22 protein-coding genes are annotated in these 18,268 nt (G+C 68.1%); 8 read left to right on the forward strand and 14 right to left on the reverse strand.

The genetic code is table 11. The annotated features are described in order from the left end of the window. Positions 1–19 precede the first annotated feature (19 nt). The 4 genes from CLV01_RS02045 to CLV01_RS02060 form a co-directional block, all read right to left on the reverse strand. Positions 20–895, reverse strand: a complete 876-nt coding sequence (locus tag CLV01_RS02045) for a TauD/TfdA dioxygenase family protein (protein ID WP_016448570.1) — start codon at positions 893–895, stop codon at positions 20–22. A 72-nt stretch (positions 896–967) separates the two neighbouring features. Further along, positions 968–1,723 (reverse strand): ABC transporter permease, encoded by a 756-nt coding sequence (locus tag CLV01_RS02050; RefSeq protein WP_099732476.1) that lies wholly within the window; start codon positions 1,721–1,723, stop codon positions 968–970. After that, the gene (locus CLV01_RS02055; RefSeq protein WP_099735002.1) at positions 1,713–2,513 is read right to left on the reverse strand and encodes an ABC transporter ATP-binding protein; all 801 of its coding nucleotides are present in this window, start codon (positions 2,511–2,513) and stop codon (positions 1,713–1,715) included. Before CLV01_RS02055 ends, CLV01_RS02050 begins: the two co-directional genes overlap by 11 nt. A 14-nt stretch (positions 2,514–2,527) precedes the next feature. After that, entirely contained in the window at positions 2,528–3,523 is a 996-nt protein-coding gene (locus CLV01_RS02060; protein ID WP_099732475.1) for an ABC transporter substrate-binding protein, read from the reverse strand. 84 nt (positions 3,524–3,607) lie between these two features. Between CLV01_RS02060 and CLV01_RS02065 the strand changes: the two genes are divergently transcribed. Further along, positions 3,608–4,294 (forward strand): Crp/Fnr family transcriptional regulator, encoded by a 687-nt coding sequence (locus CLV01_RS02065; RefSeq protein WP_099732474.1) that lies wholly within the window; start codon positions 3,608–3,610, stop codon positions 4,292–4,294. Positions 4,295–4,307: 13 nt separating this feature from the next. Here the strand turns inward: CLV01_RS02065 and CLV01_RS02070 are convergent, their stop codons facing one another. Together CLV01_RS02070 and CLV01_RS02075 are read right to left on the reverse strand one after the other, a co-directional pair. Further along, positions 4,308–4,946, reverse strand: coding sequence for an MBL fold metallo-hydrolase (locus CLV01_RS02070; RefSeq protein WP_012202273.1), 639 nt, complete (start codon positions 4,944–4,946; stop codon positions 4,308–4,310). A gap of 85 nt (positions 4,947–5,031) precedes the next feature. Further along, positions 5,032–5,271, reverse strand: a complete 240-nt coding sequence (locus tag CLV01_RS02075; protein WP_013800208.1) for a zinc ribbon domain-containing protein — start codon at positions 5,269–5,271, stop codon at positions 5,032–5,034. Between the two features lie 320 nt (positions 5,272–5,591). Between CLV01_RS02075 and CLV01_RS02085 the strand changes: the two genes are divergently transcribed. The 3 genes from CLV01_RS02085 to CLV01_RS02095 are packed head-to-tail and all read left to right on the forward strand — an operon-like array spanning position 5,592 to position 8,474. Beyond that, complete coding sequence (locus CLV01_RS02085; RefSeq protein ID WP_063327715.1) at positions 5,592–6,707, forward strand: Re/Si-specific NAD(P)(+) transhydrogenase subunit alpha; 1,116 nt, start codon at positions 5,592–5,594, stop codon at positions 6,705–6,707. Between the two features lies 1 nt (position 6,708). Then, complete coding sequence (locus CLV01_RS02090; protein WP_012202276.1) at positions 6,709–7,053, forward strand: NAD(P) transhydrogenase subunit alpha; 345 nt, start codon at positions 6,709–6,711, stop codon at positions 7,051–7,053. Continuing rightward, positions 7,050–8,474: an NAD(P)(+) transhydrogenase (Re/Si-specific) subunit beta gene (locus CLV01_RS02095; protein WP_012202277.1), complete on the forward strand. Its 1,425-nt coding sequence runs from the start codon at positions 7,050–7,052 to the stop codon at positions 8,472–8,474. The genes CLV01_RS02090 and CLV01_RS02095 overlap by 4 nt, the downstream gene beginning before the upstream one ends. Before the next feature lie 70 nt (positions 8,475–8,544). Here CLV01_RS02095 and CLV01_RS02100 read toward each other — a convergent pair whose 3' ends face one another. From CLV01_RS02100 to CLV01_RS02115, 4 genes are all read right to left on the reverse strand, one after another. Then, on the reverse strand, positions 8,545–8,709 hold the full coding sequence (locus tag CLV01_RS02100; RefSeq protein ID WP_099732472.1) for a CcdB family protein: 165 nt from the start codon (positions 8,707–8,709) through the stop codon (positions 8,545–8,547). Beyond that, complete coding sequence (locus tag CLV01_RS29805) at positions 8,706–8,873, reverse strand: CcdB family protein (protein WP_180288350.1); 168 nt, start codon at positions 8,871–8,873, stop codon at positions 8,706–8,708. Before CLV01_RS29805 ends, CLV01_RS02100 begins: the two co-directional genes overlap by 4 nt. Beyond that, positions 8,873–9,121 (reverse strand): type II toxin-antitoxin system CcdA family antitoxin, encoded by a 249-nt coding sequence (locus tag CLV01_RS02110; RefSeq protein ID WP_088166582.1) that lies wholly within the window; start codon positions 9,119–9,121, stop codon positions 8,873–8,875. Before CLV01_RS02110 ends, CLV01_RS29805 begins: the two co-directional genes overlap by 1 nt. A 92-nt stretch (positions 9,122–9,213) precedes the next feature. After that, positions 9,214–10,017, reverse strand: a complete 804-nt coding sequence (locus tag CLV01_RS02115; RefSeq protein WP_013800210.1) for an exodeoxyribonuclease III — start codon at positions 10,015–10,017, stop codon at positions 9,214–9,216. A gap of 10 nt (positions 10,018–10,027) precedes the next feature. Between CLV01_RS02115 and pyrE the strand changes: the two genes are divergently transcribed. The 3 genes from pyrE to CLV01_RS02130 all read left to right on the forward strand — a co-directional run bounded on the left by pyrE (position 10,028) and on the right by CLV01_RS02130 (position 14,229). Beyond that, positions 10,028–10,729 (forward strand): orotate phosphoribosyltransferase, encoded by a 702-nt coding sequence (gene pyrE / locus CLV01_RS02120; RefSeq protein ID WP_088166584.1) that lies wholly within the window; start codon positions 10,028–10,030, stop codon positions 10,727–10,729. A 7-nt stretch (positions 10,730–10,736) separates the two neighbouring features. Next, the gene (locus tag CLV01_RS02125; protein WP_043821876.1) at positions 10,737–11,405 is read left to right on the forward strand and encodes a hypothetical protein; all 669 of its coding nucleotides are present in this window, start codon (positions 10,737–10,739) and stop codon (positions 11,403–11,405) included. 211 nt (positions 11,406–11,616) lie between these two features. Next, the gene (locus CLV01_RS02130) at positions 11,617–14,229 is read left to right on the forward strand and encodes a membrane-bound PQQ-dependent dehydrogenase, glucose/quinate/shikimate family (protein WP_099732470.1); all 2,613 of its coding nucleotides are present in this window, start codon (positions 11,617–11,619) and stop codon (positions 14,227–14,229) included. A 30-nt stretch (positions 14,230–14,259) separates the two neighbouring features. On the opposite strand, the gene CLV01_RS02135 is transcribed toward CLV01_RS02130, so the two are convergent. From CLV01_RS02135 to CLV01_RS02150, 4 genes are all read right to left on the reverse strand, one after another. Beyond that, positions 14,260–14,613, reverse strand: coding sequence for a hypothetical protein (locus CLV01_RS02135; RefSeq protein WP_063327711.1), 354 nt, complete (start codon positions 14,611–14,613; stop codon positions 14,260–14,262). A 75-nt stretch (positions 14,614–14,688) separates the two neighbouring features. Continuing rightward, on the reverse strand, positions 14,689–14,925 hold the full coding sequence (locus CLV01_RS02140) for a hypothetical protein (RefSeq protein WP_013800215.1): 237 nt from the start codon (positions 14,923–14,925) through the stop codon (positions 14,689–14,691). A 122-nt stretch (positions 14,926–15,047) separates the two neighbouring features. Next, on the reverse strand, positions 15,048–15,611 hold the full coding sequence (locus tag CLV01_RS02145) for a nitroreductase family protein (RefSeq protein ID WP_013800216.1): 564 nt from the start codon (positions 15,609–15,611) through the stop codon (positions 15,048–15,050). Positions 15,612–15,660: 49 nt separating this feature from the next. Then, positions 15,661–16,638 (reverse strand): hypothetical protein, encoded by a 978-nt coding sequence (locus CLV01_RS02150; RefSeq protein WP_099732469.1) that lies wholly within the window; start codon positions 16,636–16,638, stop codon positions 15,661–15,663. Positions 16,639–16,996: 358 nt separating this feature from the next. Here CLV01_RS02150 and serA point away from each other — a divergent pair, with 358 nt between their 5' ends. After that, the gene (gene serA, locus CLV01_RS02155; RefSeq protein WP_012202286.1) at positions 16,997–18,226 is read left to right on the forward strand and encodes a phosphoglycerate dehydrogenase; all 1,230 of its coding nucleotides are present in this window, start codon (positions 16,997–16,999) and stop codon (positions 18,224–18,226) included. Positions 18,227–18,268: the final 42 nt, after the last annotated feature.

An 18,268-nucleotide genomic window follows, 5' to 3' on the forward strand; every position in this document is an offset into this window, starting at 1 on the left:
CTGTCTCCGTGTCTCGTTGTCATTGGGTGGAAGGGGTGTCGAAGGTGACGCGCTGGTTCACGCGGTAGTGGGGCCAGTAGTCGGCTACAGCATAGTGCTGCGTGCTGCGGTTGTCCCAGATGGCGATGCCGCCCGCGTCCCATTGATGATGCACCATGAACTCCGGCTTCTTCAGCCAGTCCAGCAGGAAGGCGAGCACGCCGCGCGCCTCGTGCCGGTCCACGCCCGTGATGTGGCGCGTGAAATCGGCATTGACGAAGATGCACTTGCGGCCTGAATCGGGGTTGGTGCGCACCACGGGATGCGTCACGGGCTTGAACTGGCGCAGCGCCTCGAACAGCGCCTCCTCGCCCTTGCGGCCCAGGTATTCCCGGAAGCCCGATTCCTCCCAGGTATGGACCGCCTGCAGGCCTTCCAGGTACTGCTGCATGCCGGGCGAGAGCCAGTCATAGGCCTTGCTGGTGCTGGTCCAGCAGGTGTTGCCGCCGGCCGGCGGCGTGGTCACGATCTGGATCACGGTGCCCAGCGGCGGCTGCTGCTTCCAGCTGATGTCGGTGTGCCAGTTGTCTATGGCGGGCGGGCGGTCCTTGTCGGAGATGATCATCTCCACGTCGGGCATGCCGCTCTTGCGCTCGAAGTACGAGCCCTTGGACAGCGGGCCGAACACCTGCGCCAGCGCCACATGCTGCTCGGCCGTGATGGCCTGGGGCCGGAAGAAGATGACCTCGAAGTCGTACAGGGCCTGTCGCAGTTCCGCCTGCACCTCGGGGGACAGGGGCCGGGTCAGGTCCACGCCCTCGATCCAGGCCGCGAAGTTGGGCATGCGCGGCACGGGGCGGATGTGGTGGTAGCGGGCGTCGATGTCGATCAGCTGCATGGGGGCGGCATTGGCCATGGGGGTACTCCTTGAAGGAACGGATGGAAGGGGAGGAAGAGGGAGGAAGATGGGGAGAGAGGGCTGGCGGGCTCACTGCCAGTGCAGCAGCCGCCTCTCGGCCCAGGACATGAAGCGCACCATGCCCACGCCCAGCAGGGCCAGCACCAGCAGCAGCGCCATGACGCCATTGATGTCGAAGGTGGAGCCCAGGTAGGCCAGGGTCTGGCCCAGGCCCTTCTCGCTGGCGATGATCTCGGTGCCCACCACGCCCAGCAGGGCATAGATCAATCCCAGGCGCAGGCCCGAGAAGATCACCGGGACGGCGCCGGGCAGCGTGACCTCGAAGAAGGTGGTGGCGGCGCTGGCGCCCAGCGTGCGGCACAGCGTCACATGGTCCTGGCTGACGCCCCGCATGCCTGCCACCGTGGCCGACAGCACGATGAAGAAGGTCAGCGAGCAGCCCACGGCGATCTTGCTGCCCAGCCCCAGCCCGAACCACAGGATGAACAGCGGCGCCAGCGCGATGCGCGGCATCACGTTCAGCGCGTTGAAGTAGGGCTCCGCAAAGCGCTCGATGGTCGGCCAGCGCACGAAGGCCAGCCCCGTGGCGAAGGCGGCCACGCTGCCCAGCACGAAGGAGCAGGCCACGGCCGCCAGCGTCCAGCCCAGGTCGGACCAGAACCGGGCCGTGCCCGCATGGTTCCAGAGATAGGCGGCCACGCCGCTGGGCTGGCCGAAGAAGGTGGGGTCCAGCCAGCGGCGCGCGGCGGCCCATTCGGCCAGTCCCAGCACGAGACAGATGAACAGCGCATGCAGCGCCAGCCATTGCAGACGGTCAGCCTTCATGGTGCACCCATCCCGATTCGAGCTGCGACCACAGGGCCGCATAGAGTTCATGGAAGCGCGGCGACTTCTGCAGGTCGCGGATGGAGCGCGGGCGCGGCAGGTCTATGGGCAGGTCGGCGATGATGCGGCCCGGTCGCGAGGACATCACCACCACGCGGTCGGAGACCGCCACGGCCTCGGCCAGGTCGTGGGTCACGAACAGCACGCTGTGGCGGTGCTGCTGGCACAGGCGCAGCAGCAGGTCCTGCAGCTGCAGCTTGGTCTGCGCGTCCAGGGCGCCGAAGGGCTCGTCCATCAGCAGCAGCTGCGCGTCCAGCGCAAAGGTGCGCGCCAGCGCCGTGCGCTGGCGCATGCCGTGGGACAAGGCCTTGGGCAGGGCCTGCGCATGGTCGGCCAGGCCCACCTCCTGCAGCATGCGCAGTGCGCGCTCCGTGCTGTCGGCCGTGCCGACGCCGCGCACGCGCGCGCCGAAGGCGGCGTTCTCCAGCGCCGTGCACCAGGGCAGCAGGCTGTCGCGCGCCAGCATGTAGCCCACGCGGGAACTGCCCAGGCGCGGTGCTTCGCCCAGCACGCGCAGCGTGCCGGCGCCGGTGTGGGCCACCAGGCCCGCGCAGAGGTTGAGCAGACTGGTCTTGCCGCAGCCGCTGGGCCCGACCAGCGAGACGAATTCGCCCTCGGCCACCTGCAGCGCAATGTTGTCCAGCACCTGCGTGCGGCCGTCGAAGCTCAGGTGCAGGCCGTCGGCGGCAATGGCCTGCGGGGGCGGAAGGCGTGATCCATTGGGAGTCATGGCGAGCGCCTCCTTCACTGCGCCAGCAGGGGCGCGGTGTCGATCAGCCGGCTGATCTGCCCCGTGCGCTGCAGGTAGCGGGCGGCGTGCTGCAATGCCCCGGGGTCCACTGCGAACTGCATGGAAGGAATGGCGTTGCGCAGCGCCACCTCCAGGATCCGGTCGCCGCCTGGCGTGTTGATCCTGAAGCTGTCCTGCGCGACTTTGAGCAATGCATCGAAATGGGCCGGTTCGCGGGCATAGTCGGCCGCCTCGTTCATGGCGCGGCGCAAGCCCTCCACGGCCGGGGCGTTCTTGCGCAGGAAGTCGGCGCGCACCACCTGCAGCACGCCGGCGCCGTTGGTGTCCAACACCTCGGCGGGGCCCTGGCCCCTGCGCGGATCGACGACGATGCGGCAGGCCTGGCTGACCTCGCAAAAGCCATCCATGGGCGAGAACAGCATCAGGCCATCGACCTGCTTTTGCGCAATCGCCGGAAAGGCGGTGTTGGGCGATCCCACGGCGACGATGGTGACGTCGTCCGCCTTCATGCCCGCGCCCTGCAGCAGGCTCACGAGCTGGAACTCGGCCGCGCTGCCACGCGCCGTCACGCCGATGCGCCGGCCCTTGAAGTCCTGCATCACGGCGGGATAGCCCTGGGCGGCATGCGGGGTGGGCAGGGCCGACGAGGCCATGAGGAAGAACGTCGGCGCGCTCGCGCCACTGCCGATCACCTTGAGGTCGGCGCCCTTGTTGACCGCCTGAAGCAGCACCTCGGGCGGCGTAAACGCCACTTCGAGGTCACCGGCCAGCAAGGTCTGCAGCGCCAGCGGCGCCTGCGGGATGGGGCGAAGTTCGCAGCGTATGCCGTGCTTCTCGCACAGTCCCCGCGCGTTGGCCACGCGCACCAGGAAATTGCCGATGCCGGGGTAGTCCTGGATACGCAGCGTGGGCGTCTGTGCCAGGGCTGCCTGGGTCGAGAGCAGGGCGAACACGAAGGCGGATACCAGGGCGAGCGTGGTGCGGATCATGGGGCGGGCTCCATACGTGTGGGTATGGGGCCGATTACAAGGATGGTGCTATGCGCCAATTGCCGCGAAAGGGACAATGGGCGGGTGAACACCAAGCTCGGTTCCCCCAACACGTCTTTGGCGCAGGCCCGCAGCGAGCGCTATCGCGTGGACCTGCTGGCCGAATTGCCGGCCGCATCGGCACGCGGGCTGCGGGCCATAGGCTCCAGGCGCCGCTACCGCGATGGAAAGTTCGTGCAAAAGCGCGGCGATGCGGCCGACCATGCGCTGGTGCTGCTGTCAGGGCGCTTTCGTGTCGTGGCCTTCACCGTGGGCGGCACCGAGCGCATGACGCGCTGGCTGGAGGCCGGGGAGATCACCGGCATCAGCTCGGTGCTGGGCAATGCGCCCGTGCCCGTGGACCTGGTGGCCGATGGCGATGTCGAGGTGCTGGTGCTGCCGCGCCAGCCGCTGCTGGACTTCCTGGAGCGCGATGCACCCGCATGCCTGGCTGTGGCGCGCCTGCTGAGCCTGCGCGTGAACGGGCTGCTGGACACCATCTTCATCAGTTCGGAGGACACGCTGCATGCCCGGGTCTGGGCCACCTTGCAGGTTCTGGCGGCAGAGAACGGCCAGCCCCTGCCCGGTGGCCGCACCCTGCTGCGCATATCGCAGGGCGATCTGTCGCATGTGGTGGGCGCCTCGCGCCAGCGCGTGAACGAGGAGCTGCGCAAGCTGCAGGCGGGCGGCAGCGTGCGTCTGGGCTATCGGTGGATCGAGGTGCTGGGCTGAGACAGCTGCAGGCTCAGGTCCCGCCCACGTAGGGGTTGCTCTTGCGCTCGCGGCCGAAGCTGCTTTCGGGGCCGTGGCCCGGGATGAACACGGTCTGGTCGCCCATGGGCCACAGGCGCTGGACGATGCTGTCGATCAGCTGCTGGTGGTTGCCCTGGGGAAAGTCGGTGCGGCCGATGCTGCCCGCGAACAGCACGTCGCCCACGAAGGCGCGGTCGATCTGCGGCGCATGGAACACCACGTGGCCGGGCGTATGGCCGGGGCAGTGGCGCACCTGCAGCGTTTCCTGGCCGATGCTCACCGTGTCGCCATCGTGCAGCCAGCGCGTGGGCGTGAAGGGGTCCGAATGCGGGAAGCCGAACATGGCGCCCTGCTGGGGCAGCGCATCGATCCAGAACTGGTCGCCGGGATGGGGGCCGATGATGGGCAGCTGCTGTGCATCGGCCAGCTCGCGCGTGCCGCCCGCGTGGTCTATGTGGGCGTGCGTGAGCCAGATGGCCTTGAGCGCCAGGCCCAGGCGCTCAATCTCCCAGCCGATCTGCTCCAGGTCGCCGCCCGGGTCGATGACGGCGGCTTCCATGGTCTGGTCGCACCAGACCAGCGAGCAGTTCTGCTGGAAGGCGGTGACGGGGATGGTGTGGTACTGGAGCATGGGCGGCGTGGGTGCTTCTGGCGAAAGCGCCCATTATTCCCGCTCCTTCCCCTGATGGCAGCGCAGGGCCGCCCCGCTTGCGCCCTCAGGTGGTCGGCTGGCCGCATTGCCCGCAGAACCGCGCGCCGGCCGGATGGCTGGCGTTGCAGTTCCTGCAGGCCTGCGGCAGCACCGCGCCGCCACACTGCGGGCAAAAGCGCGAGCTGGCGGCAATGGATGCACGGCAGCCGGGGCAGACCGCCGCCACGGCTGCGGCACGGTATGCGCCGCCGCCGTGGTGGCCGCCGCGCGAATGATTTCCGAACAGTCTTTGCAAGAGTCCCATGGTGTATTCCTTCGCACTGCGCGGATGCGCCGCTGCAGTCGTTCAAAGGCGCATTGGGACACGGCAGCGGTCCGCCGGGCCGTGGATGGCGATCATTTAATGTGGCTGTCATCTCGTGGCAATCCAGGTCCTGTGACGGACAGGAGACAGCCTCGCGGGCAGACCCCGTGGCTGCGGCAACGCCGCCGTGTTACAAGCTAGCCGTGCCGCCAAGCCAGCCTGCCCCCGATGCAGGCACGCAAGGATTTTTTCGAGGATGGGCCGGGCCGCCACCTGCGCAATGCAGGGCGGGTACCGGCATCACGCGAGGGAGAACCGGTATGTTGATTGGCGTGCCTGCCGAGACCATGGCAGGAGAAACCCGGGTGGCTGCGACCCCCGAGACCGTCAAGAAGCTGCGTGCGCAAGGCCATGTGCTGCGCGTGCAGGCGGGGGCGGGAGTGGCGGCCAGCGTGCCCGATGCCTTGTACGAGGCAGCGGGCGCGGAGATCGTCGATGTGGCAGGCGCCCTGGGCGCCGACCTGGTGCTCAAGGTCCGTATCCCTTCGGAGGACGAGTTGCCCGGCATCCGCAAGGGCGCAACGCTGGTTGGCATGCTGGACCCGTTCCAGCCCGCAGGCCTGCAGCGCCTGGCCGATGCGGGCATCACGGCCTATGCGCTGGAGGCGGCTCCGCGCACCACGCGTGCGCAGAGCATGGACGTGCTGTCCAGCCAGGCCAATATCGCCGGCTACAAGGCCGTGATGATTGCGGCCAACCAGTACCAGCGCTTCTTTCCCATGCTGATGACGGCGGCCGGCACGGTGAAGGCCGCGCGCGTCGTGGTGCTGGGCGTGGGCGTGGCCGGCCTGCAGGCCATTGCCACGGCCAAGCGCCTGGGCGCCGTGATCGAGGCCAGCGATGTGCGGCCCAGCGTGCGTGAGCAGGTCGAATCCCTGGGCGGCAAGTTCATCGACGTGCCCTACGAGACCGCCGAGGAGAAGGAGGCCGCCGAAGGCGTGGGCGGCTACGCCCGCCCCATGCCGCAAAGCTGGCTGGACCGCCAGAAGGCCGAGGTGGCCAAGCGCGTGGCCCAGGCCGACGTGGTCATCACCACGGCGCTGATCCCGGGCCGGCCCGCTCCCGTGCTGGTCACGGCCGAGATGGTGCAGGCCATGAAGCCCGGCGCCGTCATCGTGGACCTGGCGGCCGAGCGCGGCGGCAACTGCCCGCTGACCCAGGCCGGCATGACCGTGGTCACGCATGGCGTGACCATCGTGGGCCTGACCAACCTGCCCGCCATGGTGGCGGCCGATGCCTCGGCCCTGTATGCACGCAATGTGCTCGATTTTCTCAAGCTCATCATCAACAAGGATGGCGCCCTGCATGTGGACATGGAGGACGACATCGTGGCCGCGTGCCTGATGGCCCATGAAGGCCAGCTGCGGAGGAAATGACATGGAAGCCGTATCCCCCACCATCATCCATCTCATCATCTTCGTGCTGGCCATCTACGTGGGCTACCACGTGGTGTGGACCGTCACGCCCGCGCTGCACACGCCGCTGATGGCGGTGACCAATGCCATCTCGGCCATCGTCATCGTCGGCGCCATGCTGGCGGCGGCGCTCACGGAAACGGGCCTGGGCAAGACCATGGGCGTGCTGGCCGTGGCGCTGGCTGCGGTCAACGTATTCGGCGGCTTCCTGGTCACGCGGCGCATGCTGGAGATGTTCCGCAAGAAAGAGCGCAAGAGCGCTCCGGCAAAGGACGGCAAGGACGCCAAGGCGGAGGGCCAGTCATGAGCATGAACCTCGTCACATTGCTCTACCTGGTGGCCAGCGTCTGCTTCATCCAGGCGCTCAAGGGGCTGTCGCATCCCACCACCTCCATACGCGGCAACCTGTTCGGCATGGCCGGCATGGTGATCGCCGTGCTGACCACGGCGGCGCTCATCGTGCAACTGGCCGGCGGCAACGCCCTGGGCCTGGGCTGGGTGCTGCTGGGCCTGCTGGTCGGCGGCACGGCCGGTGCCGTCATGGCCCAGCGCGTGGAGATGACCAAGATGCCCGAATTGGTCGCCTTCATGCACAGCATGATCGGCCTGGCGGCGGTGTTCATCGCCGTGGCCGCCGTGGCCGAGCCCTGGGCCTTTGCCATCACGGCCAAGGGCGGCGCCATTCCCGGCGGCAACCGCGTGGAGCTGGCGCTGGGCGCCTTCATCGGCGCCGTGACCTTCACGGGCTCGGTGATCGCCTTCGGCAAGCTCAGCGGCAAGTACAAGTTCCGCCTGTTCCAGGGCGCGCCCGTGCAGTTCAAGGGCCAGCATGCGCTCAACGCCGTGCTGGGGCTGGCAGCAGCCTTCTTCGTCTTCGGCTTCTGGCACAGCCAAAGCTGGATGGACATCGTGCTGGTCATCGCCCTGGGCCTGCTGCTGGGCGTGCTGCTGATCATTCCGATTGGCGGCGCGGACATGCCGGTGGTCGTGTCCATGCTCAACAGCTACTCGGGCTGGGCGGCGGCGGGCATCGGCTTCTCGCTGAACAACAGCATGCTGATCATTGCGGGTTCGCTGGTGGGCAGCTCGGGCGCCATCCTGAGCTACATCATGTGCAAGGCCATGAACCGCTCGTTCTTCAGCGTGATCCTGGGCGGCTTCGGCGGCGAGGCCACCAGCGCGGCGGCAGGCTCCCAGCAGCAGCGCAACGTGAAAAGCGGCAGCGCCGACGATGCGGCCTTCGTCCTGGGCAATGCCGAGACCGTGGTCATCGTGCCCGGCTACGGCCTGGCCGTGGCGCGTGCCCAGCACGCGGTCAAGGAGCTGGCCGACAAGCTCACCGAACGGGGCGTGACCGTGAAGTACGCCATCCACCCGGTGGCGGGCCGCATGCCCGGCCACATGAACGTGCTGCTGGCCGAGGCCGAGGTGCCCTACGACCAGGTCTTCGAGATGGAGGACATCAACAGCGAGTTCGGCCAGGCCGACGTGGCCATCATCCTGGGCGCCAACGACGTGGTGAACCCCGCCGCACACGTCAAGGGCAGCCCCATCTACGGCATGCCCATCCTGGAGGCCTACAAGGCCAAGACGGTGATCGTCAACAAGCGCTCCATGGCGGCCGGCTATGCGGGCCTGGACAACGAGCTGTTCTACATGGACAAGACCATGATGGTCTTCGGCGACGCCAAGAAGGTGGTGGAGGACATGGGCAAGGCGCTGGAGTGAGGCGTGCGCCCGGGCTGAAGTCCGAGGAGGGCAGGGCCCAAGCCCTGGCCTCCTTGAAAACGATCTTGGGTCAGCCCCCGGACCGGGTCAGCAATTCGTCCAGCGCATCGGCGATGGCTTGGCCTTCATGCTCCAGTGAGGGCACCACTTCACCCAATTGATCCAGGGCGACTGAAACCATGTCCAGGGCATGCAGGACGACCGGCACGCCTTCAATGACAAACACAGGATTCATCCTCGTCCCACGGTTGGAGTGCCGCGCGGCAGCAGATTCTGCCGAACCAGTGGAACCACGACGCGACGGCGGTAGCGGTCAAACAGCGAGGACTGGACCACGACGACGTAGGGAATCGAGTCGCGCAAGGCTCCCTTGTTGCGATGAACGTCGAATTGCGCCACTAGAGCGTCGAGTGCTCGTCTGCGAACGAACCCACCGCGATGTTGACCGCGTTCCAGTCGCAGGCGCAGGCGTCGGCAAGCCGTTGGCGCTCACGCTGTGCGCCCTCCTGCCTGGCAACGTATTCGGCCAGCAGGGATTCCATGGTGGCCGAGAGATTGTCGGTATAGGCCTTGGCCTGCGTCACCAGATCTGCATTGATCGTGAGATGGATTGGCCGCTTGGCGCTGGAGACAGCAATGGATTTCATCTCGGAACCCTCAGATAAAGATCATGCGCACAGTGTCTGTATGAGAGCGCGACGAGTCAAACCGCCGCGACCCAAGGCCCTGCTTGAACGTCTCACACCTTCATGTCATAGCCGATGGTGACCGGCGCATGGTCCGAGAACTTCACATCCTTGTAGATGTGCTCGGTGCGAGCCAGTGCGGCGGTGGCCGGGGTGGCCAGGTGGTAGTCCAGGCGCCATCCCACGTTGTTGGCATAGGCCTGGCCGCGGTTGCTCCACCATGTGTAGCAGGCGTCCGTGGTGTCCGGCTGGAGCAGGCGATAAACGTCCACAAGACCGCCCGTGGGATCAGTTTTGTGTAACAACTTTGTCATCCACTCGCGCTCTTCGGGCGTGAAACCGCTGTTTTTCTGGTTGCTGCGCCAGTTCTTGAGGTCGATCTGCTGGTGGGCGATGTTGATGTCGCCGCACAGGATGAACTCGCGCTCGCCCTTCATGCGCATCAGGTGATCGTGCATTTCGGCCAGGAAGCGGAACTTGGCCGTCTGGCGCAGTTCGCCCGAGCTGCCGCTGGGAAAGTAGGCGCTGATGATGGACAGCTTGCGCGCGGGCGTGTCGAAGCGCGCCTCCACGTAGCGGCCCTCGGCGTCGAATTCGTGCGAGCCGAAGCCGACCACGACGTCGCTGGGCTCGTGGCGGCTGTAGACGCCCACGCCTGAGTAGCCTTTCTTCTCGGCGTAGTGGAAGTGGCCGCGCAGGCCGGCCAGCAGCTCGAAGCGTCCGGTCATGTCGGCGGCCTGGGCCTTGATTTCCTGCACGCAAATACAATCCGGCGCAGTGGCCTCGATCCAGGCTTCGACGCCCTTGGTCGAGGCCGAGCGGATGCCGTTGAGGTTGAGGCTGGTCAATTTGAACAAGGATGAATCCATGGTGGTGAGTAATCTGCAGGCCGATGACACAGGCCGTCTGGCGCAGGAATTTGTGCAATTCGCCGTTGACGCAGGGGTGCTGCGTTTCGGCGAGTTCAAGACCAAGGCCGGGCGCATGAGCCCGTACTTCTTCAATGCCGGCCTGTTCGATGACGGCGGCAAGATGGGCCGTCTCGCCGAATTCTATGCAAAAGCCATCGCAGCCAGCGGCATCGAGTTCGACATGATCTTCGGCCCCGCCTACAAGGGCATCCCGCTGGCCGCCACGGTGGCCGTGGAGCTGGCCCGCATGGGCCTGAACAAGCCCTTTGCGTACAACCGCAAGGAAGCCAAGGACCACGGCGAGGGCGGGACCCTGGTGGGCGCGCCCCTCAAGGGCCGCGTGCTGATCGTGGACGACGTGATGAGCGCCGGCACGGCAGCGCGCGAGTCCATCGCCATCATCCGCGCCGCAGGCGCCACGCCGCATGCCGTGGCGATCGCGCTGGACCGCCAGGAAATGGCCACCGAGAATGGCCAGGACGTGCCCCACAGCGCCGTGCAGTACGTGCGCAACCAGCTGGGCATGCAGGTCTGCACTATTGCAAAACTGGCAGACTTATTGCTTTATCTTGAGATTCAAGGTGGCAGCGAAGGCAGCGGCCACCATGAGCGCGTGCTGGCCTACCGCCAGCGTTACGGAGTCAACGACAAGGGATAAGGGTTTGATGAACAAGGCGTTGCATGCACGGTTCCTGTGGTGCGCCCTGGCTGGTGCCGCGGCTGGCCCTGCCTGCGCCCTGGATGCCGGCGTGCCGGCCGGCATCTATGCATGCACCGACGCCAAGGGCCGGCGCCTGACGGCAGACCGCCCGATTGCCGAATGCGTGGACCGCGACCAGCGTGTGCTGGGCAGCTCCGGTGTGGAGCTGCGCCGCGTCGGCCCCACGCTGACCGACAACGAGCGCGCCGAGCTCGATGCCCAGCGCCGCCGCGAGCAGGCCGAACAGCGCCGTGTGCGCGAGGAGCGCTCGCGCGAGCGCGCGCTGATTGCGCGCTATCCCAACCAGGCCGCGCACGACGCCGAACGCGCCGAGGCCCTGTCGCAGACCGACCAGGTCGCCAACCTGGCGCGCCAGCGCATACAGGAGCTGCAGGCCCAGCGCGTCAAGATCGATGGCGAGATGGAGTTCTACCGCAAGGACCCGTCCAAGGCCCCCGCCTCCCTGCGCCGCCAGCTCGATGAAAACCGCAGCAGCCAGGAGGAGCAGCAGCGCTTCATCCAGCAGCAGGAGCAGGAAAAAAGCCGCATCAACCAGCGCTTCGATGCCGAGCTCGTGTCGCTGCGTGCGCTGTGGAGCGCGGCCGCCGCCGCTGCGGCTCCCACGGGCCGCTGAACGGCCCTTGCCCCCTGTCTTTCCCGTCTGGCGCGAACGGCCTGCCGCACGCCCGGTGCGCGTGAATCGGATTCGTCCTGCAAGCGCTGCCATTGCGGCGGTCTAGGCTGTCACTACATTCCCGGCCACGGATTTTCCCGGGCCCTCAGGGCCTGGCTGCTGGTGTGCGCTGCAGCCACAGGTGCCGGGCCGCCGCGAGAAGGGAGCATGCATGACGGCATGGCGATGGTTGACGGTGCTGTGGCTGTGGGCCGCCGGTGCCTGGCTGGCCTGGGGAGGCGCCCAACTGCTGTGGGCCGGGGGCAGCGGCTACTACGTGGTGGCAGGTGTGCTGCTGTTGGCCGTGGGCCTGGGCGTGGCGCGCCGGTCGGCCATGGCGCTGTGGCTGTTTGCGCTGTGGCTGCTGGGCACCGCGCTGTGGGCGGTCTGGGAGATAGGGCTGGACTGGTGGCCGCTGGCGGGGCGCCTGGGGGTGCCCTGGTTGATGGGCCTGCTGCTGGTGCTGCCCTGGTCGGTGCGTGCGCTGCGCCATGAGCCCGACATGGGCCAGAACCGGGGCCTGGCACCAGCCCATGCGGCGCTGGCGCTGGTGGTGCTGGGCACGGCCATTCTTGCGGGCCTGTCATTCGGGCGCCAGCGCGATGCCCATGAAACCCAGGGCCAGTTTGCGGGCGCGGCCGCCGCCGCGTCGGACCTGCCGGCCGACGGCCAGGTCACGGCCGTGCAGAACATGTCCATGGTGGCCTCCGATGCCGGTGGCCTGCGCAGCCCGCCGGTGCTGCAGGGCGATGCCACCGATGCCGTGCCCGAGGGCGAATGGCATGCCTATGGCCGCACCGGAGCGGGCCAGCGCTATTCGCCGCTGCGCCAGATCGGCCCGCACAACGTGCGGCTGCTGCAATTGGCCTGGGAGTTCCGCACGGGCGATGTGCGCGGCAAACCCGGCGATCCCGAAGAAACCACGTTCGAGGTCACGCCGCTGAAGATCGGCGAGCGCCTGTTCCTGTGCACGCCCCACCAGTCGGTGATTGCACTCGATGCCACCACGGGCAAGCAGCTGTGGCGGCGCGACCTGCCCATGCCCAAGGGGCTGGCGCTGCAGCATCTGACCTGCCGGGGCCTGTCCTACCAGTCGGCGCAGGCGGCCGCGCAGTTCGACGCGGCGGCAGGGCAGACGCATTCGGCGGTGGCGCCGGCTGCAAGGAAGCCCGGCGCGCAGGCCATGCCTGCACCCACCGCCGCATCCACGGCTTCGGCTTCTGCTTCTGCAGCCCCTGGCGATGACGGCCGCTGCACCGCCAAGCTGTTCATGGCCACGGCCGACGGCAAGGTGGTCGCGCTCAATCCCGCAGATGGCCAGACCTGCAGCAATGTGGCGGGCGGGCAGGGCCAGATCGACCTCTGGCAGGGCATGCCCGAGCGCAAGCCGGGCTCGTACTACTCGACCTCGCCGGTGGTGGTGGCGCGCGACCGCATCATCGTGGGCGGCACGGTGCTGGACAACCATTCCACGCGCGAGCCTTCGGGCGTGATTCGTGCGTTCGACATCCGCTCGGGCGCGCTGCTGTGGGCCTGGGACCCGGGGCGGCCAGGCAACAGCACGCCGCTGCCCCTGGGGCAGACCTATGTGCCCAGCTCGCCCAACAGCTGGTCCATCTCCAGCGTGGACGAGACGCTGGGCCTCGTCTTCGTGCCCATGGGCAATGCGCCGCCCGACCAATGGGGCGGGCGGCGCAGCGCCGAGGCCGAGCAGTATTCGTCCTCGGTGGTGGCGCTGGACATTGCCACGGGCGCCGTGCGCTGGGTGTTCCAGACCGTGCACCACGATCTCTGGGACTACGACGTGCCCTCGCAGCCCAGCCTGATCGACCTGGAGATCGGCGGCCACAGCGTGCCCGCCCTGGTACAGCCCACCAAGCAGGGCGAGCTGTTCGTGCTGGACCGGCGCACGGGCCAGCCGCTGCTGCCCGTCACCGAGGTGGCTGCGCCGCAGGGCGCGGCACGCGGCGACCGCACGGCGCCCACGCAGCCGCATTCGCAACTGAGCTTCAACCCCCCGGCCCTGACCGAGCGCGACATGTGGGGCGCCAGCCCCTTCGAGCAACTGTGGTGCCGGCTGGCCTTTCGCCGCCTGCGCTACGAGGGACGCTTCACGCCGCCCTCGGAGCAGGGCTCGCTGATCTATCCGGGCAACTTCGGCGTCTTCAACTGGGGCGGCGTGGCCGTGGACCCGCGCCGGCAGGTGGTGTTTGCCACGCCCACGCGGCTGGCCTTCGTCTCCACCCTGGTGCCGCGTGCGGACGATACCTCGCTGCTGGTGCAGGATGGCGGCCCGCCCAAGGACGGCCTGCCCGCGCTCAACGAAAACTTCGGCGCACCGTTTGCGGTGCGGCTCAAGCCCTTTGTCTCGCCGCTGGGCATTCCCTGCCAGGCGCCGCCCTGGGGCTTTGTGGCGGGTGCCGACCTGCGCACGGGCCAGATCGTCTGGCAGCGCCGCAACGGCACGCCGCGTGACCTGAGCCCGCTGCCGCTGGGCTTTCGCATGGGCGTGCCCGGCATTGGCGGCCCGGTGATGACCGCTGGCGGCGTGGCCTTCTACTCGGGGGCACTGGACAACTATGTACGCGCCTACGACGTGGACAGCGGCCGCCAGCTCTGGCAGGACCGCCTGCCCGCAGGCGGCCAGGCCACGCCCATGACCTACCTGGGCACGGACCAGCGCCAGTACCTGGTGGTGGTGGCGGGTGGGCATGGTTCGACCGGAACCAAGGCCGGGGACAGCGTGCGCGCCTATGTGCTGCCCAAGGAGGTGGCGGCGCCCTGAGCGCTCAGCGCCGTGGGGGTCTGCGCCGGGTCATGCCGATCCGGCCCGGCCCAGCATGCGCAGCACGCGGGTGACCAGCAGCGCGGCCACCCAGGCCAGTCCGCCGATCAGAAACGGCAGGCGCAGCAGCGCGCCTTGCTGGGCGAACAGCATCAGCGCGTCGGCTTTCCACAGCGCGGCATAGCCCGTGTACAGGCCGTAGGCCAGCCAGGCCAGGGCGCCCAGGGCGAACAGGGCCGCCATGCGCCGGGCGCTGCGGCCATCGCGCGAATCCGCGGGCAGGGCGCGCGTGCCGTGCCAGACCCAGCCGATGGAGGCGAGCACCAGCAAGGCACTGGCTGCCACGGACAGCTGCAGCCAGGTATGGGGAGAGAGTGAGGACATCAAAAGAAACTGCGCGCCGGCACCGTGCCGGCCGCAGGGAGTGTAGCGGCGCCGTGCTTTGCGCCGCCTGCGCGCTCAGGCCGGCTGCCAGACGGTGGCGCCGTGGCCTTGGCCGCCGCTTCCGGGCACGGCATGGATGCCCAGCACGGCCGCGTGGCGCTGCAGCAGGGCGTCGAATTGCTCGGTGCTTTCCGCCGTGGCCGGGGCGTCGTCGTATTCGCTGGCCACCTGGTCCGTGGTGAAGGAGCTGGCGCCGAACTTCTGGACGATGTTGCGCAGCTTGTCGAGATTGGGGCTGGTGGATGGGGTCATGGCAACTCCTTGGGGTCATGGACGCCTGCTGCGCCGCAGGCCTGTGGGCCAGTGTAGCCCCGGGGCCTGGAGCGGCCATCCGGGGCATCCCCGCAAAGCGGCGTAGGACTTGGAACCCGCCGTCAGCCGCCCGTGGCCACGGGGCCGGCGCTCAGCACTTCGGCCAGCGGCTTGCGGGGCGAGGGCACCTCGCGCTCGCGCAGATCATCGGGCAGGGTGGCCGCATCGCCACGCCAGCCCACGGCGATCACCACCTCGGGCTCCAGGTGCTCGGGCAGGCGCAGCACCTCGCGGGCGGCGTCGGCCGAGAAGCCGCCCATGGCGTGCGTGGCCAAGCCCATGGCGTGGGCTTCCAGCGCCAGGTAGCCCCAGGCGCAGCCCGCGTCGAAGCTGTGCTTGCCGGGCGAGGCCTGGCGGTCGGACATCAGCACGATCAGCGCGCCCGCCTCCAGGCACCAGCGGCGGTTGAACTCGTTGGGAATGGTGCTGAAGGCCTGCCAGTTCGCATCGCCGCGCAGCGCATAGGCAAAGTGCCAGGGCTGCTTGTTGCTGGCCGAAGGCGCCCAGCGCGCGGCGTCGGCCAGTTGCTCGATCTGGGCCTGGCTCAGTGCCTCGGGCCTGAAGGCGCGCGGCGACATGCGGCCCAGGAACTGGGGATGGATGGGGGTGGTGGTGTTGCGTGTCATGCGGGTAGGCGGCAAGCAGAAAGGAAAGCGGCAACGATAGCGCAAGGCCTCAGGGCTGGCGCGGTGCCTGGCCATGCTGCTGGCTGATAACGCGCAGGTGGCGCTCCATGCGGATGAAGACCAGCACCATCACCACCAGCACGAGGAATGACATCAGCATGCTCCAGAAGGCCGTCTCCACGGCGCCGAAGCGCTCCTTCCAGGAGCTGCTGCCGTGGCTGTCCTCGCCGCGCAGCGCGCGCGCCGCATTGTCCAGGGACAGCGTGTAGTTCAGCAGCACCGTGGACAGGATCTGCTGGGCCGTCTGCGCCTGCAGCCGCGGCTCCAGGGCGGCATTGCCGAAGACCTGCTCCAGCGCGGCGGGCAGGCCCTGCACATAGGCCGCATAGGCGCCCTTGCCGTGTTCCAGCTCGGCGGCCTGGGCGCGCTCGTGGATGGCGGCGGCGGTATCCACGGGCTCGACCATCCAGCCGTCTTCCTCGTCGGTGGAGGCGGCTGCGGCAGCCGCTGCATCGGCAGCCGCTGCGTCGGCCGCCGCATCCACGGCCCCGGCATCGCCTTCGCGCTGCCCGCGTTCCTGGATGCGGCGCTGCACCTCGGCCTCGGACGGCAGGACGTCGCCTTGCAGCAGCGGGTGCAGCGGTGCCAGGCCCCGGGCCTGGTTGTCCCGCTCGGTGCGCTCGCGCCGCGCAGGATCCTTGTTCACGTAGGCGCGCACCAGTGCGTCGGCCTTCTGGAAGGCGGGGCGCAGCGCCGGATCGGCCAGACGCTTTTCCATGGCGGGTTCGCCGCCGCCCGCGCCCAGGTCGCGGCTGGTTTCGTCCACGACGAACTGCAGGTCGGGCCTGGCGTCCTTCCAGTTCAATTCCTGGGCCACGGCCTGGGGCGCCTCGGCCTTGCCGGGCCTGAAGCTTTCCCAGGTCCACAGTGCCATGCCCACCAGCACGAGCAGGGAGAACACCAGCAGCACCACGCGCACCACCTGCACCAGCAGGTCCTCGATCCTGCGCAGCATGTTTGTAATCATCGGAATCCTCGGTTGGTTCGTAAAACAAGGGCGTGTCCGGCCCGCCTGCAGGCCTGTTCTGTTGCTATTGATTTGAAAGCGCCGGACACAGACGCGCGAATTCTAGGAAGGCTGCCGCGCACGGGCGCACCGGTTCTCAATGTTTTACATTTCGCGCCAATCTCGAAGTGTGCATGTGCTCCCGTGGCATGCACCGTCCTGCAATGAGCGCCTGCCGGATGGCGGGGCGTTCATGGCCGCAGGGCGCATGGTTCTCCCGCTTGCGGGCGCGCAGGCTTTGGGCCTACCGGCTGTAGCGGCTTCCCGAATCCGCTGTAATGCTCGCTCTGATTTCTGACTGACTAGAGAGGGCTCGCCCATGACCAAAACGTCGCTGGATAAATCGAAGATCAAGTTCCTGCTGCTCGAAGGCATCCATCCTTCCGCACTCGAAGTGCTGCGCAACGCGGGCTACACCAATGTGGAGACCGTGACGGGCGCGCTGGAAGGCGAGGAGCTCAAGCGCAAGATCGCCGACGTGCACTTCGTCGGCATCCGTTCGCGCACGCAGCTGACGGCCGACGTGTTTGCCGCCGCGCAAAAGCTCGTGGCCGTGGGCTGCTTTTGCATCGGCACCAACCAGGTGGACCTGGACGCGGCGCGCGAGCGCGGCGTGGTGGTCTTCAACGCGCCTTACTCCAACACGCGCTCGGTGGCCGAACTGGTGCTGGCCGAGGCCATCCTGCTGCTGCGCGGCGTGCCCGCCAAGAACGCCTCCGCCCACCGCGGCGGCTGGCTCAAGAGCGCCGAGAATTCCTACGAAATCCGCGGCAAGACGCTGGGCATCGTGGGCTACGGCTCCATCGGCACCCAGCTGTCGGTGATGGCCGAGTCGGTGGGCATGCAGGTGCTCTTCCATGACGTGTCCACCAAGCTGCCGCTGGGCAATGCGCGCCAGGCCGCATCGCTGGCCGATCTGCTGGCCGGCAGCGACATCGTCACCCTGCACGTGCCCGAGCTGCCTTCCACCCAGTGGATGATCGGCGCCAAGGAAATCGCGGCCATGAAGCCCGGCGCCATCCTGATCAATGCCTCGCGCGGCACCGTGGTGGAAATCGAGCCGCTGGCCGAGGCCCTGAAGGCCGGCAAGCTGCTGGGCGCCGCCATCGACGTGTTCCCCACCGAGCCGCGCAGCAACAAGGATGAATTCGTCTCGCCCCTGCGCGGCCTGGACAACGTCATCCTGACCCCGCACGTGGGCGGCTCCACCATGGAAGCCCAGGCCAACATTGGCCTGGAAGTGGCCGAGAAGCTGGTCAAGTACAGCGACAACGGCACCACCACCTCGGCGGTGAACTTCCCCGAAGTGGCCCTGCCCGCCCACCCCGGCCAGAACCGCATCCTGCACGTGCACCACAACCAGCCCGGCGTGCTGTCGGCCATCAACCAGGTGTTTGCCGAGAACGGCATCAACATCGCCGGCCAGTACCTGCGCACCGACGAGAAGGTGGGCTATGTGGTGATCGACCTGGCGGCCCAGTCCTCGGGCCTGGCCGTGGAAAAGCTGACCCAGGTTCCGGGCACCATCCGCTGCCGCGTGCTGTTCTGATGGCCAGGTTTCAGGATGCTGCGCTTGGGCGCACTTCCTGAA

The organism is Delftia sp. 60 (assembly GCF_002754395.1).
In the GTDB taxonomy this organism is placed as follows: Bacteria; Pseudomonadota; Gammaproteobacteria; order Burkholderiales; family Burkholderiaceae_C; genus Comamonas; species Comamonas acidovorans.